Source organism: Larkinella harenae (genome assembly GCF_054780515.1).
Map to the genome: position 1 here is coordinate 20,581 of NZ_BAAGWE010000017.1, position 26,149 is coordinate 46,729.

At 47.8% G+C, this 26,149-nt stretch carries 17 protein-coding genes and 1 CRISPR repeat array; of the genes, 9 read left to right on the forward strand and 8 right to left on the reverse strand.

Annotated features, from left to right (window positions below):
* The first annotated feature begins 144 nt into the window (after positions 1 to 144).
* The gene (locus tag ACYVH9_RS30445) at positions 145 to 447 is read left to right on the forward strand and encodes a hypothetical protein (protein WP_460640231.1); all 303 of its coding nucleotides are present in this window, start codon (positions 145 to 147) and stop codon (positions 445 to 447) included.
* Between the two features lie 280 nt (positions 448 to 727).
* On the opposite strand, the gene cas6 is transcribed toward ACYVH9_RS30445, so the two are convergent.
* Entirely contained in the window at positions 728 to 1,546 is an 819-nt protein-coding gene (gene cas6 / locus ACYVH9_RS30450; protein ID WP_460640232.1) for a CRISPR-associated endoribonuclease Cas6, read from the reverse strand.
* Between the two features lie 363 nt (positions 1,547 to 1,909).
* Between cas6 and ACYVH9_RS30455 the strand changes: the two genes are divergently transcribed.
* Together ACYVH9_RS30455 and ACYVH9_RS30460 are read left to right on the forward strand one after the other, a co-directional pair.
* Positions 1,910 to 2,344 carry a response regulator gene (locus ACYVH9_RS30455; RefSeq protein WP_460640233.1) on the forward strand — a complete coding sequence of 145 codons (435 nt, stop codon included), beginning with the start codon at positions 1,910 to 1,912 and terminating at the stop codon, positions 2,342 to 2,344.
* A gap of 21 nt (positions 2,345 to 2,365) precedes the next feature.
* Positions 2,366 to 3,052 (forward strand): DUF421 domain-containing protein, encoded by a 687-nt coding sequence (locus ACYVH9_RS30460; RefSeq protein WP_460640234.1) that lies wholly within the window; start codon positions 2,366 to 2,368, stop codon positions 3,050 to 3,052.
* Positions 3,053 to 3,695: 643 nt separating this feature from the next.
* On the opposite strand, the gene ACYVH9_RS30465 is transcribed toward ACYVH9_RS30460, so the two are convergent.
* The 3 genes from ACYVH9_RS30465 to ACYVH9_RS30475 form a co-directional block, all read right to left on the reverse strand.
* Positions 3,696 to 4,577, reverse strand: a complete 882-nt coding sequence (locus tag ACYVH9_RS30465) for a DUF808 domain-containing protein (RefSeq protein ID WP_460640235.1) — start codon at positions 4,575 to 4,577, stop codon at positions 3,696 to 3,698.
* A 185-nt stretch (positions 4,578 to 4,762) separates the two neighbouring features.
* A CRISPR array of direct repeats spans positions 4,763 to 5,453; the repeat unit is 30 nt; unit sequence ATTTCAATTCCACACAGGTACGATTAGAAG.
* Positions 5,454 to 6,191: 738 nt separating this feature from the next.
* Positions 6,192 to 6,449 (reverse strand): hypothetical protein, encoded by a 258-nt coding sequence (locus tag ACYVH9_RS30470; protein ID WP_460640236.1) that lies wholly within the window; start codon positions 6,447 to 6,449, stop codon positions 6,192 to 6,194.
* Positions 6,450 to 7,022: 573 nt separating this feature from the next.
* Positions 7,023 to 7,262 (reverse strand): hypothetical protein, encoded by a 240-nt coding sequence (locus tag ACYVH9_RS30475; RefSeq protein WP_460640237.1) that lies wholly within the window; start codon positions 7,260 to 7,262, stop codon positions 7,023 to 7,025.
* A gap of 508 nt (positions 7,263 to 7,770) precedes the next feature.
* Between ACYVH9_RS30475 and ACYVH9_RS30480 the strand changes: the two genes are divergently transcribed.
* Both ACYVH9_RS30480 and ACYVH9_RS30485 read left to right on the forward strand, forming a co-directional pair.
* Entirely contained in the window at positions 7,771 to 8,538 is a 768-nt protein-coding gene (locus ACYVH9_RS30480; RefSeq protein WP_460640238.1) for a DUF6597 domain-containing transcriptional factor, read from the forward strand.
* A 122-nt stretch (positions 8,539 to 8,660) separates the two neighbouring features.
* Positions 8,661 to 9,575 carry an SDR family oxidoreductase gene (locus tag ACYVH9_RS30485; RefSeq protein ID WP_460640239.1) on the forward strand — a complete coding sequence of 305 codons (915 nt, stop codon included), beginning with the start codon at positions 8,661 to 8,663 and terminating at the stop codon, positions 9,573 to 9,575.
* A gap of 726 nt (positions 9,576 to 10,301) precedes the next feature.
* Here the strand turns inward: ACYVH9_RS30485 and ACYVH9_RS30490 are convergent.
* The 4 genes from ACYVH9_RS30490 to ACYVH9_RS30505 form a co-directional block, all read right to left on the reverse strand.
* Positions 10,302 to 10,886, reverse strand: coding sequence for a hypothetical protein (locus ACYVH9_RS30490; RefSeq protein ID WP_460640240.1), 585 nt, complete (start codon positions 10,884 to 10,886; stop codon positions 10,302 to 10,304).
* A gap of 91 nt (positions 10,887 to 10,977) precedes the next feature.
* The gene (locus tag ACYVH9_RS30495) at positions 10,978 to 11,154 is read right to left on the reverse strand and encodes a hypothetical protein (RefSeq protein ID WP_460640241.1); all 177 of its coding nucleotides are present in this window, start codon (positions 11,152 to 11,154) and stop codon (positions 10,978 to 10,980) included.
* An 859-nt stretch (positions 11,155 to 12,013) separates the two neighbouring features.
* Positions 12,014 to 12,934, reverse strand: a complete 921-nt coding sequence (locus ACYVH9_RS30500) for a helix-turn-helix domain-containing protein (RefSeq protein WP_460640242.1) — start codon at positions 12,932 to 12,934, stop codon at positions 12,014 to 12,016.
* Positions 12,935 to 13,031: 97 nt separating this feature from the next.
* Positions 13,032 to 13,904 carry an SDR family NAD(P)-dependent oxidoreductase gene (locus tag ACYVH9_RS30505; protein ID WP_460640243.1) on the reverse strand — a complete coding sequence of 291 codons (873 nt, stop codon included), beginning with the start codon at positions 13,902 to 13,904 and terminating at the stop codon, positions 13,032 to 13,034.
* Between the two features lie 568 nt (positions 13,905 to 14,472).
* Between ACYVH9_RS30505 and ACYVH9_RS30510 the strand changes: the two genes are divergently transcribed.
* The 4 genes from ACYVH9_RS30510 to ACYVH9_RS30525 form a co-directional block, all read left to right on the forward strand.
* Positions 14,473 to 14,937 (forward strand): response regulator, encoded by a 465-nt coding sequence (locus ACYVH9_RS30510; protein ID WP_460640244.1) that lies wholly within the window; start codon positions 14,473 to 14,475, stop codon positions 14,935 to 14,937.
* A 597-nt stretch (positions 14,938 to 15,534) separates the two neighbouring features.
* A complete protein-coding gene (locus tag ACYVH9_RS30515; protein ID WP_460640245.1) occupies positions 15,535 to 19,593 on the forward strand; it encodes a two-component regulator propeller domain-containing protein in 4,059 nt (1,352 codons plus the stop codon).
* Positions 19,594 to 19,746: 153 nt separating this feature from the next.
* On the forward strand, positions 19,747 to 20,298 hold the full coding sequence (locus tag ACYVH9_RS30520; RefSeq protein WP_460640246.1) for a cupin domain-containing protein: 552 nt from the start codon (positions 19,747 to 19,749) through the stop codon (positions 20,296 to 20,298).
* A gap of 153 nt (positions 20,299 to 20,451) precedes the next feature.
* On the forward strand, positions 20,452 to 26,149 hold a 5,698-nt coding region (locus tag ACYVH9_RS30525; protein WP_460640247.1), incomplete at its 3' end, for a choice-of-anchor Q domain-containing protein.

The following is a 26,149-nucleotide window of genomic DNA, read 5'->3' on the forward strand; positions in this document are numbered from 1 at the left end:
AATCCAGTGTTGGCATTGAAAATACCTAAGAGATGTAGCTTAGCTACCTTAATCGTACCGTTGCTGGAATCTGGAGTGTTGCGCTTGATTGTGTCATAGATTAGGCGTAACACTTCTTTCAATAAGCCCTTAAAAGAAACAAGTATGGAGGAAAAATATGATCTTCCTGAACCCGTTGATGACTTTAGTCTCTTGACCATTGATGAGCTTCGGGCGATAAAGACCAACCATATTGAACTCAAAAGTATCCGCAACAGTGCAATGGCTGTTTGGATACCGATACCCGGCTATCCTCCTGCCGATTGCTTCTACTATGTCATCGGATGTAGTAGCAATTCCCGTTTTTTGATTGTAGTTTTGAACTACGACTCCGAAAGAGGTCGCTACTTCTATCACCAAGTAAAAGTGGCCAATGAACAAGAAATCAAAAGACTTTGGTGCGGTTAAAAACTCCATTACGGGTAAGACGATTCGTGAGATGTCATGGGAGGAAATCCTAAACCTTCCCGCCGAGCGTCTATCACGTGAAGAAGCCATGAAGCGTATCAAGGAAGTCCAGCTAACAAAAAAAGACGAGTAGTACTTATAAACTGCCATATAAGATTTATTATGGTGTGTCAAAAGAAATCAGAACAACTCGGCAAATACGCAACCGCCGAAGAGGCAGCAAAGGCCAAAAATGAGCCGCTCATTGCTTTGCTGAAAAATCTGGATATTAAGGTAGTTTCTAAGTAGCCCCCACCGCCCCGAATCCTTCCGCGTTATACCGCCCCACCCCCGCCAGCACGGCCAGCTCCAGAATCTTCCTAGGGCCGCTCAGTTCGAACGTGAATCCATAGTAACCCCGCACCTTCGTCTCCGCTCGCGAATCTTCTTTGATCGTGACCAACCTTGATTTCGGTTCCCGGTCGGGTAATAGTCGGTAGGTTACCGCCGACGTCGCAAAGTCATAATCGGATGAATCGCCCGCCGAGACTGTTCGGGGGATGCTATTCCACTTCGCCAGCAGATTGTCGATTAATAACGGTCCAAATTGTACGTCAGCGGGATGCAGGTACTGGTCCATGCCGCGTTGTCCGGTTCGGCGTTCCGACTTCTCAGCAATTACCACGGGCGAGAGCGTGCGCAACTGAACCGTACTGCTCTCTATCTCCACCGGCACCGCTTCCACGCGCTCGATAATAAACTCCGCTTTGTGTTTGGGTGTCGCGATGACGCAGCGCTGATCCTGAAACAAGCCGATGATAAAATGCTGGGCTGCCTTGTCCATGTAGAAACTGACCACCCACTCGATGTAGGGCGAGTTCACCCACATACCACCCGCCTTCGGGTCGGCTTTAGCTTTGGGCATAATTAAATCCGAAAACGTGAACAGTTTGAACCGGCGCGTACTCGAATATTCGTATCCCTGACTGTGCAGAAAAGTAGCATACTGCGCATCAGCGTCGGCCAGCACAGCGTAGATGAACGCACTAAGCCGATATGCGTAATTGAAGGGTACGAGCGTCTGTCGGGCAACCGGGCGTAGGGTTAGTCGAAATTGCATTCAGCCAGTAAAATTTTGTAACGGATGTATAATTACTCAAGTATTTTTACAAATACAAACATCTGTTTATTTTTTCGTAAACGGTAAATGAACCTCACTTCAAAGGTCCCTTCTGGCACGGTATTCTTTCGCCTTGTTGATGAAGTCATTAGTAAACCGTACTTAACATCTAAAAGGGACCTACTACCTCGCCACAGGCAGGATGCTTCCAATGTGATCCTTCAGACCATTGCTGTTGCTTGGCTGGTTGCCCTTGAATTAAGAGGTTTATTCGCAAAAATCTTACAATCGGACGGTGTGAATTCTGTAAACATTTAAAGAACAACTCAGTTTGATTGCTAGCGAATACACCCAATTGAACCTATGAAAGTAGATGGCCCGATCGTTTTAATTGACGATGATGAAGACGACTATAAGCTTTTAGCGCCGGCCCTCAAGCAGATTGCCCCCAATAGCCCGATTATTGTGTTTACCCAAGGAGAGAAGGCTCTGGAATACCTGCGCACGACAGATCAACGCCCTTTTTTGATCCTTTCTGAGGTGTCTTTGCACCCGCTGACTGGGTTGGAACTCCGGCGGCAAATTCAGCAGGACCCCGAATTGCGCACTAAATCGATTCCCTTTGTATTTTTCACGCATCCAGTTCACCGGCAGCTAGTCGAAGAGGCCTATGAATTGCCAATTCACGGTTTCTTTGAAAAGAAGACCCGCACTGCCGATATCAAACGCCAGTTGCAGGCCATTGTTGATTATTGGTCGAATTGCTTACACCCCAACCGATTTGATGATGGGCCCTAGAGCCTTGACAATCCACACGATATGAACCTTGACTTAGAAGCCATCTTCCTAAACAAACTGGATGGAAGTTTGGCCATCGAAATTGTACTCAGAACGTTGATCATGTTCGCAGTCGTAATCATCTTTTTACGCTTGTCGGGCAAAAAAGGCATCCGGCAGTTGTCCCTCTTTGAGGTCGCGATCATCATCGGACTGGGTTCGGCAGCGGGTGACCCCATGTTTAATGAGGATCATGCCATTCTACCTGCCTTGATTGTAGTCATAACCATCCTGGGCTTTTACCGCCTAATTACCTGGCTGGCGGCCCGGTATGAGTGGTTTGAAAGCTTGCTGGAAGGCGATCCGGTTTATATCATCGAAGATGGTCAATTTGCGCTGGTGAAAATGAGTGAGTTGACCTATGCCAAGGATGAATTTTTTGCCGAAATGCGCCAGCAGAATATAGAGCATGTTGGCCAAGTGAAGACGGCAATTCTGGAAACGAACGGCCAGGTTAGTTTTTACTATTTCGAAGACAATGAGGTACGGCCAGGTCTACCGATTCTTCCCAAAATCTATCAGCAAAAAAGCACGCAGATAACACAAGAAGGCAACTATGCCTGCACAACCTGCGGGAAGGTAGAGCAATTAAATCCGGGACATTGGAAATGTCCACGTTGTCAGCAGGAAGAATGGGTTCTGGCCATTAAAACCCTGCGACGGACGTAATCCCCTAAAGAGTAGTAATCGAATCAGCAAACCGTAAGAGATACCTTACCTGGATGGGTTGGTAAATAGTACGCAATTATGGAGCGAATCCTCTATTAAACAATCGATTGAAATAGCCGGACGGTACACTCTCGTCCGGCTATTCAAAAAAACTTACTCAATACAACATCCTCGTTCGCTTCTCTTACCGACTACCTAACTAGCTTGTATTTTTGAATGTTATAAACGATTAGCCAACGGGATGAAACAACTCTCCAGAAGAGCGCACTGTTCATCAAGACCCTTTGTGATGAACAGCGTCAAACCTCCGGTTGAGCAGTTAGGAGATTTTTGGGCAACCTGGCATGTGTTATATCTTCGAACCTGAAACACCTACTGCTGATTTGCCTTTTTTAGTATTAACTGCGTGGGTCAGAGCAGAAAAAAAATTAAGGTATTCTTCACGGATCTCTACAATGATCAGATAGCCCCCCAAATTGTAGGATAAAAATACATTTAACGGATATAAATGGTGGATATCGATCCTAATTCTTCGGTATCCACCATTCAGTAAATCTGATGTAATTGGCAGATGAGCCACGAGTAATACTGCCAGCCGTCACATGAAAAACATTTGACAAGCCTATACTCACAAATGGCACTTTTACAAGGCAGGTTTCTTAGGAGCACGGCGAAAAGACTTGAAAATGGCAAGAAGTCCGGCAATGACTAATCCGACAACCAAACCGATTCCAAATTCTTTTACCGGTGCAGGCAACCCAGGAAACAGGGTATGCAGGTAGTGAATATTATGCACGAAGATGCCGCCAGCAACCAATAAAAGGGCCAGCGTTCCTACCACGGCTAAAATCCTGATTACAATGGGCAGAGCCCCGATCAACATACGACCGAGTTTGGCGAGGAAACCTTTTCCGTTCGACCGCCGGATCAATTGATAGCCTGCATCATCCATTCTGACCAAGAGCGCCACTAGACCATAGACGCCAATCGTCGCCAGCAGCGCAACCGCAGCTACCGTTACGATCTGGATTGTTAAGCTCTCGTTTGCCACCGTCCCCAGGGCAATGATGACAATTTCCACGGAAAGGATAAAGTCAGTTGTAACCGCGGATTTTACCTTTGATTTTTCGTGGTCAGCAGATGGATAATCTGGCTTTTGATCCGCGGTTGGTTCCTGCTCTCTTTTGGCTTTTTTGATGAAGAATTCTATAATTTTTTCAGCTCCTTCGTAAGCCAGGTAACAACCGCCTATTACAAGAACGAATGTAATGGCAACTGGAAAGAAAGCGTTTAGTAACAAGGCAACAGGAACTATAATAAGTTTATTCACCAAAGAGCCTTTGGTAATTGACCATAATACAGGTAATTCTCTTTCTGCCAGGAATCCCGTAGCCTTTTCCGCATTTACAGCCAGATCGTCCCCCAATATACCCGCCGTCTTGCGGGTGGCTACTTTTGTCGCTAAAGCAACATCATCCATCAAAGCAGTTATATCATCTAAAACTGCAAATAAACCCGATGCCATTTCTTTTTACTTTGTGATTTGATTATCCACGTATGATCTGCAGCTGAAAGATAGAGATAGATTGCATGCAAAGTACTACGTTCCTGGTATATCTGATTATTTGCCCCCCTGGCATCATATTTTGATCAATAATTAAGACGATTAGAAGTCAATGATGGCGCCCGTTTCATTGCTCAGTCGGTTGGTTTTCAATTCCACACAGGTACGATTAGAAGTCGACCAGCAAAACCGGTTGGAATTCAATGAAGCCAATTTCAATTCCACACAGGTACGATTAGAAGTAGTGCAATGAGTGACTGCATTTGCCTTGCTCATGCATTTCAATTCCACACAGGTACGATTAGAAGGGGATTAGAGGGTTCACCTGAAGACAGTAGCGCTAATTTCAATTCCACACAGGTACGATTAGAAGAACGTGGTGTAGGTGGCCATCAAACAAACGTGATGCATTTCAATTCCACACAGGTACGATTAGAAGTCTACTCCAGCACCAGCGGCAGGAACGGCGGCTGCAATTTCAATTCCACACAGGTACGATTAGAAGAATGTTCCCTGCAGTTTCCAGAGTGCATTTTTTTCTTATTTCAATTCCACACAGGTACGATTAGAAGGTTTGACGTAGGCCAGCGTTAGATGAGGATGGTAGTATTTCAATTCCACACAGGTACGATTAGAAGAGAACCATTTGGGCCTTTATCACTGCCAACGTAGGCATTTCAATTCCACACAGGTACGATTAGAAGTCGTAAGGCCTTAATTTACAAAGCCTTACGATAAAACATTTCAATTCCACACAGGTACGATTAGAAGCCCGTGGCAACTCATCGGAGGCCAAATAAAGAAAGTATTTCAATTCCACACAGGTACGATTAGAAGCCGTGAATTTAGCACAAAAAAATAGGCTTGTTAAAGCCCGAATGCTATTTTTATTATTAGAATCTGATGGCATTTATCGTCGACCGGAAATGGTACGAAAACCCCTGCCGATCGACGACAACCTGAAAGTCAAGGAATTGAGCCTTATAAGTCCGATTACCACTTTTTTTACACAGCCTGTCAAAGAACAATATTTATCGATCGACGACAAAACTTACAAAAATTCTCCTTCGATTGACACTCTACGCCCAACATGCCCTTTTCCAGAAGCATCTGATTACGGTTCTTGAAACAGAACTAAACTCGCTTCCTACTCATCTATGATCAACTCAGCCTCATGCAGTATTTTTCAATTTTGCATCCGTCATTTTCCTCTCAGCAAAGAATTTTGAACACAGTTTAAAAATCGTCAGTAAAGTTCAATCATCTTCCTCACCCACTCCTGCCCTATTTTATTCACTAAAATTACGTACCTAATTCAATGAGTGATCTAGAAAAATTGAATTAGGCAAAAGAATATCACTGCCCCATTTATCCCCTTATTTTATCCATAACATAATCAAAATTTAAACCCTTCTATCAATGGGTATCATACTGTAGTGCAATTGTCAGTTGACCCGTGCAAGCTGACTTCTTTTGTTCAATGCCACCGAATTTGAGAAGCCCGTTTCAGTCATAAAGCTGGCTGCAGAATCAAGTTATAGAATAAATTGCCCTCAATTTAACCACCCCTCATCCTTACGCTTTATAAGGTAATGGGAAGCTATTTGAACCGGAAAAAGGTGCGCGTGTTACGCTAAGAATGCCCCGGATGACCAGATAAGCCCCTATGCCATACCCTACCCATTTTCCAGCTTTCGTTTTGTGGTAATGCGGTTTTTCTGCCTTTCTCCGACTTTTCTGTAGGTCGTATGCGGTAGTAATTAAAAACCGATCTTTTTTCGGCGCGCTGGTCGAGGTGACTTTCAGGAATACTAAAAATAGCAACTTCTTCATTCCCGTTAGACGGAAAAGCAAAACGCAAGTCACACTTGGCCACGTGCTTCAAACCAGCCGACCCTACGTCGGGAAACGCTCATCCGCCAGCTGGAAAATGGAGCACATGGGTCATTTGTTACGGGAAATTTTCACCATGTATGGGCAATGACCGAACTTAGTTGCTATCCTGTTGAGACTCGTTCCAAACTCCAACCTTCCACCTTGAAACCAGCCCGCCCAGATGAATCAATAAAGAATCGTTCTTAGAAGCCCCTCCTTCCCCGACGACTGCAGGATTTAATCCATGACCCACCATTGCACCTTACCCGCAAAGGTAATTTTGCCATCAGGACAGATACTTGAAGAACGCGTTTAGCGTAATCTATGTGCATAAAATAGACGATTCAGGAATAATTGACACCCATTTTGTCATTCAGCATTGCACGTGCAACGGGTGAATAAAGGTGAACAGATTATCCGAATTTCCCAAAAACAACAAGGAGGTGAAGTATTCGGTGGGACATCTGTCCGATCACCTTTCTTCACCTCCCTCATACATTATTTATGACTACGGCCGAGCCGCGTTACACCTTAAAGGATACCCAGGCCTAACAAGCCTCCGCGGCTGCCGCGGTGGGACTCGAAACTCTGGGAATGAGACTCCTTTTCGTACGACAGGCCAAAGTCCAGGCTCAAGCCCGTTCCAAACGACGTTTTGCTATGATTACTTTCGTAGCTAAAATTATTGCCGTAACCACCACCTACATGTTGGGTCATTTCTGCATGGGTCAGCTCCTCAACGTGGAGGTCAGCCAGATTCATCGTTTTCATAACGTTATTGTTTGTGGATTGCCTACTCTATTACAGCTTTTCGGCTTCTGCTGGGGGCTCCTGGCATTGCTGCCGTTTGCTTGATACAAAGTTGAAGGATTTTGGCGTAGTGTCTGATAACCGTCCATTATACCTTCATAGCCTGCCGTTATTAAAAAATAACTAAACCCTACACTACAACTTTACTGTCGTATAAATGGCCATTCTGGAAACCGTTGACCTGCCCCAGGCTTGAGAACTAACCCTGTTGACCCAATTCCATCACTCCGGCACCGTTCCTATTATTTTGTTGGGCATCCGCTTGATTGGAACTATCTTGCCGGGGCTTTCAGATTATGGCAGTGTCCAACCAACCTATTCTGGGGCAAACCCAGGCAGCCATTTGAAGGTTGCTACGAAAACGCACTAGAATATGGGTTATCCAGGTTAGAGGACCGTGTTTTACGCCTGTGTATAGTCCCACGTTACCTCCCTGTTTGACCTTTGTAATCACCTATTACCCCAGCGCATGGACTACCGCGAACACCAGCCCGCTACCAACCTGATCCCTTTCGTAGATTGTTTCTGGACCCTTCAGACGCCCCCTACATCAGCTGTTTCCATCCGACGAATCGTACCGGATATATGCACGGATGTAATTTATAATTTAGGAGAAGCGGTACCGGTCTGGAACGGGGAAGCTCATCTGCTTAAGCCAGAAAAGCTTTACCTGATGGGTACCATGACCACATTTCAATCTCTGATATTGGAACCGGGCACCAACCTGGTTGGCATCCGCTTTAAACCCTTTGGATTGAGTGCTCTTTTGGGCATTCGGCAACAAGGAATGGTGAATAGGATTGAGGAACTGGACGGGCTTCCCTTTTCCCTGGATAGCAGATCCTTCCAACCCTCAAGCACTACACAGGAGCGTTCATCAGGGTTTGAAAAAATAAACAATTGGTTGTTGCGTTACAGCAATGGGGCAGATAATACAGCCATCAACGCGCTGGTTGGAACCTTGCTCAGCGTGCAGGGACGAATTACGGTGAGAGACGTTGCCCACCAGTATTGCACAACGGAAAAGCAACTGGAGCGGAAATTTGGAGGGAACTTAGGCATCTCGCTAAAAGAAATTTGTAATCTGATCCGTTTTCAACATGCCTATGCACTGGTCGGCCAGCGGGAGCGCCAAAGCCTGCTGGATATTGCTTTTCAAGCTGGTTATTATGATCACGCTCATCTGACCAGGCACTTTAAGCGGTACGCTGGTCACCCACCCTCTCACCTTAGTTGACGGCTCAGCATTTTTGTCGGTTTTATACCAAGAATACGGCCCGGTTAACTTTTACTTTTGTCCCAAAGCTCGGCAAAGCCGACGCTATTTTTTTTACCTGCGTATTTATTAGCTAATAACGGATGAAAAAAACACTAACGGGAAAAGTAGCTTTAGTAGCGGGAGCCACCCGGGGAGCCGGTCGAGGTATTGCCGTGGAATTAGGAAGAGCCGGTGCAACGGTTTACGTGACTGGCCGTACGACCCGTTCGCAACTTTCCGAATACGGGTTACCGCAAACAATCGAAGAAACGGCCGAATTGGTCACCCAGGCCGGAGGCCAGGGAATTGCCGTACAGGTGGATCATCTAGTGCACGAAGATGTCCATCGCCTGGTGGAACAAATTGATCGGGAACAGGGCCAGCTCGACATCCTGGTCAATGACATTTGGGGGGGCGAATTTCTCACAGAGTGGCATAAGCCCGTATGGGAACACTCACTTGAAAAGGGATTACGCCTTCTGCGTCTTGCGATTGACACCCATATTATCACCAGTCACTATGCGTTGCCGCTACTGATCCGTAAACCAGGTGGCCTGGTGCTCGAGCTTACGGATGGCACCGCCGAATACAATCGGTCCAACTACCGCATTTCGCTGTTCTATGATTTAGCAAAGTCATCGGTGATTCGCTTGGCCTGGGCGCAAGCCCAAGAATTGGCCCCCTTTGGTGGTACGGCCGTTGCCCTGACACCAGGCTGGTTACGTTCCGAAATCATGCTTGACCTATTCGGGGTAAGCGAAGCGAATTGGCGAGATGCCTTACCGAAAGAGCCGCACTTCGTGATTTCCGAGACGCCTTATTATGTAGGCCGGGCGGTCGTCGCTCTGGCGAGCGATACGGCTTTGCAGCGTTGGAACGGACAATCCACGTCCAGCGGTGCCTTGGCAAAAGAATATGGATTTACAGATGTCGACGGTTCCCAACCCGATGCCTGGCGTTACGTGGTCGAAGTACAGGATGCGGGGCTACCCGCAGATGCAACGGGATATCGCTGATTCCGTTGCCGAAAAGGAAACTTCAGGATCAGCCAACGCTCTGTTGCTTCTTTTGGCCTCCGGTCCACATTGATGATGGAATCGTCTCCCTGGGCCTGTTGCGTCCAATTTGCCCGGCCTATTTTGAAAGCAGGTTGGCCTGCTTTGGTCCATTAACCGCAGAATAATTACTCCAAAGAATCCCCTAGGCAGTCGGCGAACTCCCTTCCCCATCACTGGATCGGGTCAACGCAGCATCCCTTGAAAACCACTCCAACTGTAAATGCAAAACCCAGCAAAAATTGCCGGGCCTGACATCCTTCTTATCTGTATTAAAGGAGTAAATTTACTTAAAAAATAATCAATAAAAACACAAAGGTGTTGAATCCGTGATTTCCATGCTTGAACCGGTACTTATGGGGGTTAAACCCCCATAATCCGGTAAAAAATAAAGTCAATTATCACTCAGCCGAGCGACACGGCCATCGTCTTACGGCCCGATTCAAATACGTTTTGAAGGCCGAACACAAACGTAAAACAATACCCGTTTACTTAAGTAGATTACCTATTGTCACAGGAAAGACACGCCTAATGAAGCCAATAAAGATGTACGATCCCATCCCTCATCGTGATTCTAACTTGCCGTGATTTCGGTTCGAAACCTGGTTTTGCGGTCTCAGGTTCCTGAAATGGAGTGGGCAACTCAATCATTACCCCATACAAACCTAGGCTCAGCATTTTCTAAAGTTACACCAAGGCAACAAACCGTAAGTCATTGAGCGGAAGAGCAATCGCTATTTTTTGTTCTAAAAATTCAAGAGTGAGGTGAAGGCTCACTTCATCTACATGGGTGACCGAGGCTATAGAGCGGGAATTTGTTGCATCATCCTCTATTGCCTGTGCCAAACTCTCGTAAGGAATCACTTTCCATCCGGTTGAATGCCACCGATCAATTACGGCATGGCTCTGATTGTTAACCTGCATCAGATATCGATAGGTGGGTTGTAAAAGCAACTCTTGTACGGACTGCTCAGACAACTCCTTCTGTTTTTGGTCAAGCATGGCAAAAAAGGGACTAAATACGCCTGCTTTAAAATCCTGTTTAGCTTGCTCGTTACTACTAAAGGCATAGTCTAAACCGCTGAAGAGCACTCGTCGATAGAAATTGTCGTCGTTCAACTTTTCAAACATAAAATTGTCTGCGTCTCCGGTTTGATCTATATAGTCGCCAGTTAGGGATAAGATTAAAAAGGTATCCCCGCCCCCAACAATAAGGTCCCCAACCTTCCAATCAGTCGCCTTGTGGTGATCCATTTCTACTTGCTTAGCCATTTGTCCTCTCTCTCTATTTTTATAAGTGGTGTGCTGCTATCGGTCACGTCACGGGTTTCCCCGACGTCCTAATCTTCAATTGGTATTCGTTTCAGGAATAAGGGGTAAAGTCGGCCGTTCTGGAAACCGGATTCGCCTGGATGATGGTTGCCCCATCCTGAGCGTAGGTAAGTTCAATAAAGAAGTTCTCAATCCACACTAGCCGGAACAGCCGTTGATGGTGATAGCGGAAGCCAACAAACTGGCCTTTTAGCCAGATTACTTCCATTTGCTTGATAAGGGGTAAAGCTCGGAAGCTATGTTTCGTCATGGTAAATTTTGCAGGTAAATAACCCTTTGACGAAAAACCAGGAATAAAGTAACGTCCTCCTCAGAAGTGTTCACATGGAATAACCAAAGCAGTAGATGCCTTGGCTACACGGATTGCCGAAACATAGCTTCGGGACTTTCCCATGCTATGAACGGCTTAAATCTTCGTCAAGTTTAGCCATTGCGATAGCCCTCAACTTTTGTAAAACTGCTTCACAATGCCGTTGCTATCCATCAGGCGCCATCAGTGAGGGGCAAAAACCACAAAATTTGATATTGAAAATTTTACACAACATTCTGGTGTATTTCCCGCTAAAATAGGCCGCTGCAGTACCCAGATAGCCCCTGGCATAGGGTACGACTAACGAAGTGAAAACAATCCAGGAAGGCAGCGCTGAACGATACGGAATTTGTATGCTTCACGTTAAATGGATGCTTAGTAGGCAGCGTTTTAGATCAGGTGATGATTTAAACTGTTCTTCTTATTACTCGTATACAATCCCACCTGAAAGAGTTAGAATGGGTGGTTTCCAAAGGGTTTCAAAAGAGGCATCATACCTTCAAACGATTCCCTCCTGCCCTTCTTAACGACGTGATGATCCCGATTCGCCGTTTTGCCAGTTAGGTTGATAAAACATCGATTGAAAACCGTCCGTTTTAAGGTGAACTGCGTGGATAGTACCAGGTAGTATAAGGGTTTGTTAAAACATTCGCAGCCACCCTAACTTCAACGCGAGGATGGCCGCAGCTTTCTTTCGGATAAAACGTATTTGTTTAGGAGGAGCTACAAGTTACCGCATCCAACCGGTTTATGCTATTTAGTTGAACGAGCGCCGGAATGCTAATGGCGATAGGTTCGTTTTCGTTTTGAAGAGCTTACTGAACGATTGCGAATGTTCAAATCCCAGCTCGAAAGCTACTTCACTGACGGTTAAATCGGTAGTTGATAACTTCTCTTTGGCGGCTTCAATCAATTTATCGTGTATATATTGCTGAGCATTTTGCCCAATCAACGACCGGAGCATATCGCTCAAATAACTGGGTGACACGTTTACCTGTTCTGCCAAAAACCCTACAGTCGGCAATCCTTGGTTGATCGGTGTTTGGGCGGTAAAATACTGATCCATAATCTCCTCCAACTTCTGAAGGAGATTATGATTCACTGCTTTGCGCGTGATAAACTGACGTTTATAAAAACGGTTCGCGTAGTTTAGCAACAATTCAATTTGGGAAATAACCACGTCCTGGCTGAAATCGTCGATCCGGCTGGCTAATTCCTTATCAATCATTTTAAAGATCTCAAAGATCGTTATTCGTTCATCCTCTGAAAGGTGTAGCGTTTCCTTGGTGGAATACGAAAAGAAACCATACTGTTTGATGGTTTTGGCAATTGAATACCCTAAAAAGAAATCCGGATGAATCAGCAATGTATATTCGGAACACACGCTAATCTCATTGTCATGACTACCAATAACCTGGCCCGGTGAAGCGAAAAGCAAACCACCTTCATCGAAGTCATAATAGCTCTGTCCATACTTTAAATTGCCGCCCAGCTTTGGTTTATAGGCTATTTTATAAAAACCCAACACGTGAAAATGAGGAATGCTAGCCGCTTCTACCTGGGTGTAGGTACCGTTGATCAAGCTCACCAACGGGTGCTGCGGTTTTAGCAAGCCAAAGGCGCGGTGCGCATCGGCTAACGTTTCCATTTTTTTGGGGCTATTTTCTGTTTTGCTCATCGATCAGACTTAAAAAAAGATAACCGATACCATTACTAGATCGGTTATCAGGCACGCTTTATCAACCACTTTCGCTGTCCGCAGGTTCTCTCCTGGATTAACCTTGCGCCGAATTAGAAACGTCTTGCCAGGCTTCCCAGGTGGCTAATCGCTCGTGGTAGGCCTGCCGCACCCAAGGCAAACATTGACTGCCCAGGAAGAACCGTAGGGGCGGTTGAGGGGCATCGACAAGTTGAAAAAGAGCCGCTGGGGTTGCATGAGGATTTCCTCGTTCCATTTTCTGCAAATCTTGAAAGAATGCCTGCTTAAAAACGGCGTAGGTATCAAGACCTGGCGCGAATTTCAAGGATTCCTGGCTTCCGAAGTCGGTGGCATACGCGCCCGGTTCAATGATGGTTACGTTGATTCCAAACGGTTTCACCTCCGAAGCCAGGCTTTCGTGAATGGCTTCAAATGCCCATTTTGATGAAGCGTAGTAGCCAATCACCGGTAACGTTACATGACCCAGGTTGCTTGATGTGCCCAGGATATGACCACTACCCTGCTTTCGCAGAAGCGGCAAGGCAGCCTGAATAATGGAAACGGGTCCGATGACATTGGTTTCGTACAGGGCACGAATATCATCCGCACTGGCTTCCTCAATCGTGCCAACCAGGGAATAACCGGCATTATTGAGCACAATATCAAGCCGGCCAAAGTGAGCATAAGCTTGTTCAACGGCGGTTTTCGCCTGCGCTGGCTTGGTTACATCAAGCTCGAGTGTCAGCACCTTCTCGCCATATTTCTCATTTAGGTCGGCAATGCTCTCCAATTTCCGTGCGGTGGCTGCCACCTTATCGCCACGCTTAAGGGCAGCTTCAACCCAAATGCGTCCAAAACCACGGGAAGCACCCGTTACAAACCAAACTTTTTCCGATTTAACCGGCGTTGACAAACTTGAAATGCCTGCCTTTTCATTCTGATGTATCATACTGTAGCTCTTCAATTTTAATGATACGGCAAAGGTCAGGCTATGCCTTTCGGCACCTGTAGTCGAATTGAGGGGATTTGTAGTCAAAATGAGAAAAAGATCGGATTAGTAACGACACACCCTTTCCCACACTCGCACGATTCCATGAACAACCTTATCAAGCTGCACTCGAAGAAGTTGCTTTGTTGGCCGAGGCTGCAGGAGCTGGCCTAGTATCCTACAGATTGGGGCATGAGTTTCCCAGCGCAGATCAACGGAAAAATTAGGGCTTCCTGTAACCGATTTCTATTCAACCGTCACTCGGTCAGGATTCAAACCGGCCAGGGAAGAGTAGAAAAAAGAAGATACCAGTTGAAGGCAAAACTCAAGATAGACCGTATCCTCATTAAATAGACCTGTTGAGAGACAAGGTGCTTGCCGCCTGGTAGTACTATAGCATGAAAGTTAAACAGCATCTGTTGACAGCCTGAGCTTTTTAAGCTCAGGCCTGGTCTTTAAAAGGTACGCTTTTTGTTTACCTTAACTATTTGAGCACTTGACTAGTCGGCAGCAAGCCCCGTATAAAACAATGGAAAAATCTGCCCAACAACACCCAGTCGATACAGGCAGTCTATTGGTTATTGAAGATTCTTGGGACCAATGGATGATCTTGCAAAAAGCCCTTAAGCAGGTTAACCCCCAATTGAATCCCGTTCTTGCCCGAAATCAGAATGAGGTGATTTCGTTCTTTCAGACGGAGCAACAAAATCATTCCTCCTATCCACAATTAGTTTTAATGGATTTATACTTGCCCCGTCGTCGGGATGGCTGGGCAATTTTGGAAACCATTCAACGATTGATGGCTCAGGCAAAACAGGTCCCGGTTATTATTCTGACCTCCTCCACCGACCTGGAAGATGTAATTGATGCGTATCAGGAAGGGGTTCGCTCCTACCTCATCAAACCCAAAACGTTTTCGGAATGGCTAACCTGCTGTAAAATACTGAGTGATTATTTACAGGCACATTCCCATCCCAGTTGGAAGGGTCTATAAGTTGGCGAAATAACGGACTAAAATTGGCTTACTGGCAATTTGCCAAAAGCTTTCTGGCCGGGTTTATATAAGATAACTACTGACCAAACAAAAATAAGTACACCTCTGAAAAGATTGTTATCAACCCATGGAGCCACTCAATGCAAACTTTGTGGGACATTCAAATCCACTTGAAATCGCTAACTTGAAGGGAATTAGGTCCAATCGCTAACTTCCGGAATACATTCATAACCATTTGCCCCTTTTTCCCATTATTCGGTAAATCATTTAGTTTCATATGGCCAGACGCTGTTAATCGGATAAGATTGCCATAAATTTGCAATGGACGGTGTTTTAATCGACAGGAAAAAGTAGAGAAACCCCGATTGGGCTACCGGTTAGCATAGGGTTTATTTTTGCTTTGTTACCGTGGGCATCGTTGAATTCCAGTTTCGGATGTTTGTCGACACTATTACCATTTTGCATCAATCTATACGAGCAGACAAGAAATTGCAGCCGTTCTATCATCTGGCTAAGGCTGCTAATCTGTGCTTAGCATTTCCTCTTATAAACGTTTGCTTTTACATTGCCCCTTTTCTAGTATTGAGTTTTTCTTCAATGGCCCAGCAGTACGCCGTCTCGGTGAAACACTATGGACCGGAAAACGGCTTGTCGCACCGTGAAGTCAATGCCATTTTACAGGACCGACAGGGGTTCATGTGGTTTGGAACTAAATTTGGCCTCAATCGATTCGATGGCAAAAACTTCACTAGTTTCACGAAAGAACGTAACGGATTGCCCTTTGATGACATCCACTCCATGGCGGAGGATGCGCAAGGTAACTTATGGTTGAGTGGCTCCACCGGACAGTCCCGTATTTGCATTTTTAATCCACTGACGCGTAAAACGGTACCTTTTGAGCAGGTCGTAGGAAACCAGCGAAACTCCACAAAGCTCAATGACCTGCAGGGGCTGCTGAACAGTGATGATGGCACCATTTTTTTAACCAATTACAATCCCGCAGCGCTGATCACCTATCATCCGAAATCAGGCTTACGGCGGGTACCCCTTCCACAGTTTAAAACCCTGGGTATTTTCCGAGCTACAGCCCGTCAGACGGTTTGGGGGATTGCGGATGAAAATCGCCTGGTTGAGCTGACCATGGATGGCCGGATTCTGCATCAGTACGAGCATGGCAGAAACATCATAAGCTGGTGTTTCGGCCAGCGTAATGCCGGTATTGAGTTTTTTTACACAGTTTATAATCCTGCCCAAAGTAATCATCACACCTTTTATAGTGTCGATGAAGCTGGTCACCGTCGGATCTGGCCGACCGCCCTGCTGGAGTCGATGAAGCGGTATACGGGTCCAATTTGCTACCCGGTTACTCGAACGGGGCTCTTGTGGGATGGAATTACCCTGCGGGATTCAACAAACAAAACGATAGTGACAATCGCGGGCCAAACCGCCGGGGAATCGATTGAAAACCGCAGCTTTTTCAGAGACCGCAGTGGCCTATTCTGGCTAGGTACTAGCTTTGGTGTCTACCAGGTCAAATTAACGCAGAATAACTTTCAACGCTTGGTTTATCAGGAAAACAACCAGGGCGTGCAGACCGCCATACGGGGCATTACGGTTTTAGGAGATCGAGTCTATGCCAACCTGGAAAAATTGGGGCTTTACACCGTTTCTCAGCAGGGCGGGCAGGCCCAAAAAATTTACGCCAACAGTGTCTTCGCATACGGTTTAGCGGCCGATAGCCAGGGAAGTCTCTACGCTGGAAATGGCAATCAGTTGCTTCACTACAAGCCCTCATCCGGCTCCTATACGACTTTAAAATTACCCGGCACTTCCACCCTATGGGCAATGCATCCGTTGGGTCCTCAGCACTGGCTGGGTGGTACGCAGGCAGGTCTTATTATGATCAATAGGCATTCCGGCCAGTTAACTCCCTTTACAAACTACAATTCTTTCCCAGAACTGGCGCAGGGGCACGTTCTCCACATCGGTCCGGATCAGCAGGGCACCCTCTGGATTTGCGCGACAACCGGGCTGTATACCATTGATCCGGTCAAGGGAGTCACGGCACGCTACTGGAGTGGAGGGAAAAGTCGTTTTCACCTGCCTGCTGACAATTATCAACATTTTTATCAAGATCCGAACGGAATTTACTGGCTTGCAACGGCCAATTCCGGATTGATCCGTTGGGATCGCCAACAAGGCCGCTTCCGTCAATTCCGACGTGCCGAGGGTTTATCAAATGATAACATTTATGCGGTTTACCCTGATCAGCAGGGAAAGCTCTGGATGAGCAGTGACTACGGAATTATGCAATTTGACCCGGTGAAGGTAACTACGCGAACGTATTTCGTCCAGGACGGTATTACCCACAATGAATTCAATCGCATTGCGCATTTTCAGGATAAAACCGGAACGATTTATTTCGGAGGACTCAACGGCATAACCGCTTTTGACCCCCTTGATTTTGTGGGTGAAAAACCGTCGCCCCCCCTTCCCATACAGGTAGTTTCGTTTCGCCAGTTTGATCAATCGATTCGCCAGTTGATTGACAAAACGCAAGAAGTTACTACTACTCACCAGATTGTGATTCAACCCGACGACCAAAGCGCTGTCCTAGAATTTGCCCTGTTGAATTACACCGATGCGGAAAAAAATGCGTATGCCTATCAATTCAAGGACCTCGACAATACCTGGATTCACCAGGTCGAATCGTCGCTCCGGCTGAGCAACCTTCCCTACGGTACCCATGAGCTACTCATCAGGGGGCAGGCCGCAAACGGGCAATGGTCGGCCAATACCTTGACCATCCAGGTTGTCGTTGTGCGACCTTTTTACCAACAAGCCTGGTTTCTGGTTTCAATGATTCTGTTGCTGATAGCCAGTATTTGGGTTTGGATGAGATGGCGGACCTGGAACCACCATCAAGAACAAAAACGACTACAACAGGAAATTCGGCAGGCCATCGCCCAAATCGAGGAAGACAAAGAACTCATTGAGCAACAAGCCCACATGCTCCAACGGCTCAACGAAAGCAAATCCCGGTTTTTTGCCAATATTTCCCACGAGTTTAGAACACCGTTGACGGTTATTCTGGGCCTTACTTCGGAACTGAAACGACACCGTCCGGACGACCCGGCTCGTCCCGGCCAACGTGCCGTTGACCTGATCGAGCGCAACGGCAATAATTTGCTTCGCCTGATCAATCAGATTCTGGACTTATCAAAAATTGAAGCGGGTGAAATGCGATTACGATTAACCCGCTCTGATCTAGTCCTTTTCTGTCATTACATCGCGGATTCGTTTCACCCACTGGCCATTCAAAAAAACATTCAACTGCACTTTCAGTCCGACGAAGAAACACTGGAAGCGGATTTCGATTCGGATAAACTGCAGGATGTTCTTTCAAATCTGTTATCGAACGCCATCAAATTCACACCGGTAGGTGGAGTTATTCATTTCCGGCTGTCTGCCCAGCTCGAGCGATCACCTGCTGATGCGCAGGGATATTACGAAGCGGTTGCACCCCCATTCCACTCGGCAGATTCCCGTCTATTTTTTACCATACGCGATACGGGGCCGGGTATCGACGTGGATCAACTGCCCCGCATTTTCAACCGATTTTTTCAGGTTTCCAATCCATCGGCTCCTGAAGTGGGCGGAACCGGTATTGGGTTGGCGCTGGTACGGGAACTAGTAGGCCTGATGGACGGAGGATTAGCCATCCGCAGCCTACCGGGCCAGGGAACTGAATTTATCGTTCAGTTACGCCAGACGACTCAAGCACCGCCTGCGGCTGTACCGCTGCATAGACCCCCTTCTCTGAACACAGAGCCTTTGGAAAAACGGGTTGATTCGATGCTCGAAACGGCCCGAAAAAAACCGATTCTGTTGCTGGTGGAGGACAATGAAGATGTAGCGACCTACCTTCGTTTGTGTCTTGAGGAAAAGTATCACATTGTCCGGGCCGATACCGGCCAGACTGGCATTGACCAAGCCTTTGAAACCATTCCAGACCTTGTTCTGAGTGACGTAATGATGCCACAGAAAGATGGCTTTCAGCTGTGCGATGAACTGAAAAATGACCTGCGTACTAGCCACATTCCCATTGTATTGCTAACCGCCCGGGCGGCTGACCATGATCGGATCAGTGGACTTCGCTGGGGTGCCGATGCCTACCTTACCAAACCCTTTCAACGGGATGAGTTGCTGATCGTGCTTCACAACCTTCTCCAATCCCGGCGTATCCTGCAACAGTACTACAGCCAACTGGCCCTGAAATCCGTTGCATCAAGGCCACCGACCATTACCGAAGCCGATTCACTTGAAGAGCTTTTTCTGCAAAAATTAGGGTCCACGATAGAGGGACAACTAAGCAACGCAAACTTATCGATTGAAGAGATTTGCCATCAGATGGGCATGAGTCGTACTACACTTCATCAGAAGTTGGTTGCCCTGACGGGTATGCCCATCACCCGCTATATTCGGGTGCTGCGGTTGGACAAAGCCAAAGAATTGTTGACCACTACGAGTCTGAACATTTCAGAAGTTGCCTACGCCGTCGGCTTCGACGATCCCAAGTATTTTAGCCGTGTTTTTTCGGAAGAATTCAAGATTTCACCCCTTAATTTCCGTCGTTCGGCTCTTTCCGAACAATAGTCCACCCTTTCCGAACAGGAATCCACCTCGTTTTCTGAGCCTTCCCGTATTCTTGTAGCGCTGCCGAGGACTTACCTCATGGGGGATAGAAAACCGCATTTTCTAGTGTTGCTTCCCTCCACAAGCAGTCAACATTTCAATCGACCTGCAAGAATGAAAGACGTACGCAAGCCAGATTCGCTTCGAATTCTGGACTTTGCAGCCGCCGGAATGTGGTGGCAAATTACCAAAGACACGAAAGAAACCAATGGTTCTTTCTTTGAAGCCATCCTTGTACTGAAACCCGGATTTCAAGGGCCTCCACGGCATGTACACCCTCAGGCCGAGGAAAGTTTTCAGGTGCTGGAAGGCACCCTGTATGTATGGATGGATGGATTTTGGCGCTTGGTCAAATCCGGAGAAACCGTAACCATTCCGGCAGGTGTACCGCATACGCTAAAAAATGCTCATACGGAACCGGTTCACCTGAGCTATGTACACAAGCCCGCCCTGGGTATTGAACAGTTTTTACGGCGAATGCACATCCTGATTGCCACAGGTCAGCTGACACTACCCCCAAAGGATTTTGGCGCTCTGATTCGGGTTTCGATGCTATTCGTAGACTACGAAAAAGAAATAAAGTCAGTCAATCCCCCTCATAGTTTCATGCGATTATTGGCTTTCGTAGGCAGTTTGCTGGGGTATATCCTACCGGACCATCCTTAAAACCTTCGTTTATATCATCACTCAAGTACTGCGGGTTTCTCTTCCTATTCGTTAAAATCTATGAATAAACATTTTACTTCCTTCTTATCAATTGATTTAATCCCGAAGTGTATTGACCGCCTTTTTCTGCTGGGATGTCTGCTTTGTTTTTCAATGCTAGCCTCCGCGCAAATCCGGTATGTGCGGGCTAACGGCACAAATACCAACCCGGCAACTGCCACCAGTTGGGCGAATGCTACGTCTAATTTACAAGGCGCTATCAACTCATTGAGCGCAACGGGGGGACAGGTCTGGGTGGCTGCAGGTACCTATAAGCCTACACAAAATGCAAATGTAACCATCAGCTTTGCGCTGAAAAACGGGGTGGCAGTTTATGGGGGCTTTGTGGGCACTGAGATCAGACTGACACAACGGCCACCCGTCAACCCAATCAACGGACAGCCTTCCGGTAGTATCCTTTCGGGTGACATTGGTAATCTGGGTTATGCTCAGGACAACAGTTACCATGTGATCTTTAATGACTCGGGAATCAACGGCACGGCTGTGCTGGATGGATTTGTCATCACGGGAGGCAATGCCTATCAGCTCGCGAATCAACATTCAAACGGTGGAGGCATGTACAATAATGGTAGCAGCCCAACCGTAGTCAACTGTACTTTTCAAAGTAATGCAGCCATTACAAGTGGCGGGGGAATGTACAATACGAATAACAGCAACCCGACTCTTACTAACTGTAATTTCTTGAATAACGAAGGAAATAGCAGTGGAGGAGGCATTTATAATGAGACCAATAGCAACCCTATCCTGACCAACTGTAACTTCCTGAATAATTCGACTTCTTTCAATGGCGGAGGGGTGTTCAATAGAGACAGTAACCCCAGTCTGACTAATTGTAACTTCGAGAGCAATTCGGCAAATACAGGCGGGGGTATCTATAATTCTACCAGCAACTCTACGCTAATCAACTGTTCATTCCTCAATAATACAGCTCTTTCGTATGGCGGAGGTATATACATTGAAAACAGCAATCTCAGCCTGGCTAACTGTAGCTTCCAGGGAAATTCGGCTAGGTACGGCGGGGGGCTAGCTAAGGCTGGTGGTAACACAACCCTGACTAATTGTGTGCTGTTTGGCAATGGGGGCGATAATACGCTGATAGGCAATATAACCCTGAATAACTGCCTGGTAGAGGCCTCCACCAGAGGCTTTACCGATGGGGGCAACAACCAAACCACTACCAATACCCCTTTTGCGTCCACCTCCTCAACCCAGCTCAACAGCTGCTCACCGGCCATCAACGCAGGAACCAACTCAGCCACCGGACTCAGTGGCGTCACCACCGATCTGGCCGGCAAGCCTCGCATCGTGGGCGGAACCGTCGACATGGGTGCCTATGAGTATCAGGCGAACCCCACGGTAGTGACTATCACCAACCCCACCCTGAGCACCACCCGGGTGGGACAAGCCTTCAACCAGCGCTTCACAGCGGCTGGAGGCAGCGGGTCCTTTAGCTTTAGCGTAGTCAGCGGCACCTTGCCTGCCGGTTTAAGCCTAGCCACTAACGGGGTCCTGTCGGGCACACCAACCCAGTTTGGCAGTTTCTCGCTGACGGTGCAGGCTCGGCTGGCTGATGGCTGTGTGAGCCAGAGTAGCGTCTACAACCTGCTGGTGACGGCTGGTTCGATTCTGTATGTCAAGCCGGGTGGCAGTGGTTTGGGTAACGGCAGCAGTTGGGCCCATGCCTCCCCGGATCTGCAGGCCATGATCAATGCCCCGGGGGTCGAGCAGGTATGGGTAGCGGCCGGAACCTATAAACCCACCAATAATTCGGATCGCACCATCAGCTTTGGGTTGAAAAACGGAGTTGCAGTCTATGGAGGTTTCGTGGGGACCGAGAGCCGCCTAACACAACGTCCGGCGGTCAACCCGGGCAACGGTTCCAGTAGCGTTTTATCGGGTGCGATTGGAAGCACGAACAGCTACCATGTAGTTTATAACGGTTCAGGAATCAACCGCACCGCTGTACTGGATGGCTTTGTGATCACTAATGGAAAAGCTGAGTCTTTTTATAGTCATTACCGGTATGGTGGGGGCATGTACAATAGTGGCAGTAGCCCCACGGTGGTCAACTGCAGCTTTCAGCAGAATACGGCGATTGAGAGTGGTGGGGGGCTCTATAACGAAAACAATAGCAACCCTATCCTGATCAACTGTAACTTCCTGAGTAACGAAGCGGCATCATCTGGAGGTGGCATCTACAATACAGACAGCCCCCCTACCCTAATCAGCTGTAGCTTCCAGGGTAATACTTCTTTTAACGGTGGGGCCCTATACAACCGTAACAGTAGCCCAGCGTTGACCAACTGTAGCTTTCAGGGTAACATAGCCTCTTCCGCGGGTGGGGCCATATTTGGTAACAGTATGTCCACCCTGACTAATTGTGTGCTGTTTGGCAATGGGGGCGATAATACGCTGATAGGCAATATAACCCTGAATAACTGCCTGGTAGAGGCCTCCACCAGAGGCTTTACCGATGGGGGCAACAACCAAACCACTACCAATACCCCTTTTGCGTCCACCTCCTCAACCCAGCTCAACAGCTGCTCACCGGCCATCAACGCAGGAACCAACTCAGCCACCGGACTCAGTGGCGTCACCACCGATCTGGCCGGCAAGCCTCGCATCGTGGGCGGAACCGTCGACATGGGTGCCTATGAGTATCAGGCGAACCCCACGGTAGTGACTATCACCAACCCCACCCTGAGCACCACCCGGGTGGGACAAGCCTTCAACCAGCGCTTCACAGCGGCTGGAGGCAGCGGGTCCTTTAGCTTTAGCGTAGTCAGCGGCACCTTGCCTGCCGGTTTAAGCCTAGCCACTAACGGGGTCCTGTCGGGCACACCAACCCAGTTTGGCAGTTTCTCGCTGACGGTGCAGGCTCGGCTGGCTGATGGCTGTGTGAGCCAGAGTAGCGTCTACAACCTGCTGGTGACGGCTGGTTCGATTCTGTATGTCAAGCCGGGTGGCAGTGGTTTGGGTAACGGCAGCAGTTGGGCCCATGCCTCCCCGGATCTGCAGGCCATGATCAATGCCCCAGGGGTCGAGCAGGTATGGGTAGCCGCCGGAACCTATACTCCCGAAAATGCAAACATCAGCTTTGGGCTAAAGAATGGGGTAGCGATTTATGGGGGCTTTACAGGTATCGAAAGCAATTTGGCTCAACGGCCGGTGGTCAACCCAGGCAGCGGGCAAGCTTCAAGTAGCATTTTATCAGGCGCAATTTCCGGCTCGAAATGTGACCATGTTATCTTCAATTTAGGGATCGACAACACGGCTGTTCTGGATGGCTTTATCATCAGCGATGGAAGGGCTGACAGCTTTTTTAATTCTAATCAGTACGGCGGGGGGATGTACAATAGTGGCAGTAGCCCCACGGTGGTCAACTGTAGCTTCCAGGGGAATACGGCGACCGGTGGCGGAGGAGGTCTCTACAATGAAAGCAACAGCAATCCTACCCTGATCAACTGTAGCTTCCTCAATAACTCAGGTGAAAGTCAACTTGGTGGTGGCATCTATAATAAAGACAGCAGTCCCCGTCTAATCAATTGTAGCTTCCAGGGTAATACGGCATTTAGTGGCGGGGCCCTATACAACAACAATAATAGTAGCACAAGTCTGATCAACTGTGGCTTCCAAAGTAATTCTTCTACTTCCCTTGGCGGAGCTATAGTTAGTTACAGTAACATGACGCTAACCAATTGTAGCTTTCAAGATAACGCCAATACGACTTCTGACGAGGAGATATTTATTGGCAGCGGTAATACAACATTAATTAACTGTGTCTTATACGGTATCGGTTTTAACAATATACGGCGCACTTTAGAAAGCAGCGTGACCCTGCGCAATTGTCTGGTAAAAGACTCCGAGATAGGTTTTACTGATGGAGGTAACAATAGAAAAACGACTATCAATCCTTTTGTGTCCACCTCCTCGATCCAGCTCAACAGTTGCTCACCGGCCATCAATGGGGGAACCAACTCCGCAGCCGAGCTTAGTAGTATCACCACCGATCTGGCCGGTAACCCCCGCATCGTGGGGGGAACCGTCGACATAGGCGCTTATGAATATCAGGGTACTACAAACGTAGTGACCATCAGTCCCGTTTCGCAAACCATTACAGCGGGTCAGGGTGTCACCATTTCGGCGTCGGGTTCCGATACATATACATGGTCGACGGGACAGACCGGAGATCGAATTAGTGTCTCACCTACCACCACTACCGTTTACTCTGTCACGGGTACATCCAACGGCTGTTCGACCGTTGCGACCATGACTGTAACTGTGCTTCCAACGGCAAGTTTGGTCAATAACGCTTCGGGCACCTGTGTGGGCATAGCCAGCTTATCGGTCAATAATTCATCCCTAATCCAAAAAGTAGAATGGTATAACGGCTCAAGACTTGTTTTTACCAGTCAAGCTCAGAACATTACGACTGGAACGACAGTGGCAGGGAATGGTGAACCAGGTTTAGGGGCAGCCCAGGTGAACAATCCTTCTGCCGTTTTTGTCGATGGTGCAGGAGCAATCTATGTAACAGATAAGAACAATGCACGGGTCATGAAGTGGGCCCCAGGTGCTACGACCGGCGTAGTCGTAGCAGGAGGTAACGGAGCAGGATCAACATTCAGCCAACTCAATCAACCACACGGTATTTGGGTGGATGAGTCGGGAGCAGTCTATGTAGCTGACTTCTCGAATAATCGGGTCATGAAGTGGGCCGTAGGAGCCAGTCTTGGTCAGCTGGTTGCAGGAGGGAATAATGCCGGCGCTGCCAATCATCAACTAAATGGCCCTGCCAGCGTCTGGGGAGACGGTTCTGGCGCAATTTATGTCGCCGATGCCAGTAACCATCGAATCATGAAGTGGTCTGCTGGCGCCACTACGGGCACTTTAGTGGCGGGAGGATATGGGCAAGGTAGTAGTACCTATCAATTAAATTTTCCAACCGGGGTGTTTGTAGATGGATCAGGAGCCACCTACATAGCAGACCGGAATAACCATCGAATCATGAAATGGCCTGTCGGACAAAGCCTAGGCCAAGTAGTAGCAGGGGGAAATGGACCCGGCTCCGGCACCCATCAACTGAATTCCCCTCAAGGTGTGTATGTAGATGGGTCAGGCGCTGTATATGCGGTTGACCAAAACAATAACCGCATCCAGAAGTGGACTAACGGAGCCAGTTCAGGAAAAACTGTGGCCGGAAATAGTCAGGCAGGCTCGGCATCCGATCAACTGAATTTCCCCTATAGTGTGTCAGTAGATGGTGCGGGTGCTGTATATGTGGCTGATCATAACAACAATCGGGTCCAAAAATGGGCTTCGGGAGAGTTAAGTTCACAATATTCGCCAACGGAAGCAGGTAGCTACAGGGCGAAGGTTACCGATGTTGATGGTTTTACGGTCACTACCAATGCTATCGATGTGGTTGCTTCGCCCACGGCATTCATTACTCCCTCAAGCACTACCCTGAGCTGTGCTAGGCCCACGGTGACTCTGACGGCAAGTCCGACCAGTGATGCAACGTATGCCTTCAGCAATGGAGCGAGACAAATCGATGGAGGCAACACCGCAACCGTTGCAACAGCTGGCACCTATTCTGTGACAGTAACAACCGGAAGCGGTTGTCAAGCTGTAGCGAGTGTAACCATAACGGGCGATAACCAAGTGCCTGTCGCCACCATCACCCCCGCCAATGCCCAGCTCACCTGTGCCCAGCCCAGTGTTGAACTCACCGCCACGGGGGGCAGTACCTACCGCTGGGACAACGGAGCCACTTCCCCCAAGCGCACCA

Coding starts and splice junctions, on each gene's coding strand:
- ACYVH9_RS30500 (WP_460640242.1), bottom strand. CDS start 12,934: ATGAGCAAAACAGAAAATAGCCCCAAAAAAATGGAAACGTTAGCCGAT.
- ACYVH9_RS30510 (WP_460640244.1), top strand. CDS start 14,473: ATGGAAAAATCTGCCCAACAACACCCAGTCGATACAGGCAGTCTATTG.
- cas6 (WP_460640232.1), bottom strand. CDS start 1,546: ATGCAATTTCGACTAACCCTACGCCCGGTTGCCCGACAGACGCTCGTA.
- ACYVH9_RS30495 (WP_460640241.1), bottom strand. CDS start 11,154: ATGGAAGTAATCTGGCTAAAAGGCCAGTTTGTTGGCTTCCGCTATCAC.
- ACYVH9_RS30485 (WP_460640239.1), top strand. CDS start 8,661: ATGAAAAAAACACTAACGGGAAAAGTAGCTTTAGTAGCGGGAGCCACC.
- ACYVH9_RS30520 (WP_460640246.1), top strand. CDS start 19,747: ATGAAAGACGTACGCAAGCCAGATTCGCTTCGAATTCTGGACTTTGCA.
- ACYVH9_RS30490 (WP_460640240.1), bottom strand. CDS start 10,886: ATGGCTAAGCAAGTAGAAATGGATCACCACAAGGCGACTGATTGGAAG.
- ACYVH9_RS30455 (WP_460640233.1), top strand. CDS start 1,910: ATGAAAGTAGATGGCCCGATCGTTTTAATTGACGATGATGAAGACGAC.
- ACYVH9_RS30445 (WP_460640231.1), top strand. CDS start 145: ATGGAGGAAAAATATGATCTTCCTGAACCCGTTGATGACTTTAGTCTC.
- ACYVH9_RS30470 (WP_460640236.1), bottom strand. CDS start 6,449: ATGAAGAAGTTGCTATTTTTAGTATTCCTGAAAGTCACCTCGACCAGC.
- ACYVH9_RS30480 (WP_460640238.1), top strand. CDS start 7,771: ATGGACTACCGCGAACACCAGCCCGCTACCAACCTGATCCCTTTCGTA.
- ACYVH9_RS30465 (WP_460640235.1), bottom strand. CDS start 4,577: ATGGCATCGGGTTTATTTGCAGTTTTAGATGATATAACTGCTTTGATG.
- ACYVH9_RS30475 (WP_460640237.1), bottom strand. CDS start 7,262: ATGAAAACGATGAATCTGGCTGACCTCCACGTTGAGGAGCTGACCCAT.
- ACYVH9_RS30505 (WP_460640243.1), bottom strand. CDS start 13,904: ATGATACATCAGAATGAAAAGGCAGGCATTTCAAGTTTGTCAACGCCG.
- ACYVH9_RS30515 (WP_460640245.1), top strand. CDS start 15,535: ATGGCCCAGCAGTACGCCGTCTCGGTGAAACACTATGGACCGGAAAAC.
- ACYVH9_RS30460 (WP_460640234.1), top strand. CDS start 2,366: ATGAACCTTGACTTAGAAGCCATCTTCCTAAACAAACTGGATGGAAGT.